The organism is Psychrobacter sp. 1Y4, assembly GCF_051847555.1.
This window is the reverse complement of record NZ_JBPYDE010000643.1, coordinates 1-667: the sequence shown is the minus strand read 5'-3', so window position 1 is coordinate 667 and position 667 is coordinate 1. Positions and strand designations below refer to the sequence as shown.

Here is a 667-nt window from a genome sequence, read left to right as displayed (position 1 = left end):
AGCTTAATGGATTTGCCTTCGCGCATAATAGTATGTTCGCTGTTGTTCAACGATAGCGCGCCCACAGCGATACTGTGTACAAAATGATCATCCTCATGACGACGTATAAGTGCTTTGATACGGCATTCTAGCTCAATCAAAGAAAATGGCTTGACCAAATAATCATCAGCACCGCTATCAAAGCCTGCCACTTTATCCAAAATCGTATCGTGAGCAGTGAGCATTAACACAGGCGTTTTGTCGTGCAATTCTTCTCTGAGTTTCTTACACAGCTTGGTGCCATCCATACCTGGTAGCATCACATCGAGCAATATCACGTCATAATGATTGTTCGCGGCGAGCGTTAGCCCACTGTAGCCATTATGTGCGTTGTCCAGCTCAAAGCCTTTTGGCTCAAAAAACGCATAAATATTGGCCACGATATCGGGGTTGTCTTCAATAACGAGTATCTTATACATAGTGTTGACCTAAAAAATAGTGGCTACCTAAAAGATAGTGATGGCCTAAAAGAACCGAGCAATATAAAAACAGATTTAGTTATTTACTTTAAAAAAGGTTGGTGCTGCCTTGACTTCATCGGTTGTGATGCCAAAAAAGCTAAGCAATGTCGGCGTAATAAAATCGTGTGATACGGGCTGACTGCTCATACTAGAGAGGCTGTCTGCAT

General features: G+C 42.4%; 1 protein-coding gene. It reads right to left on the bottom strand.

All coding sequences use genetic code 11. The annotated features are described in order from the left end of the window. Positions 1-458: response regulator transcription factor (locus ACS8FC_RS18070; RefSeq protein ID WP_439297803.1), on the bottom strand; the 458-nt coding region annotated here is incomplete at its 3' end. Positions 459-667 lie beyond the last annotated feature (209 nt).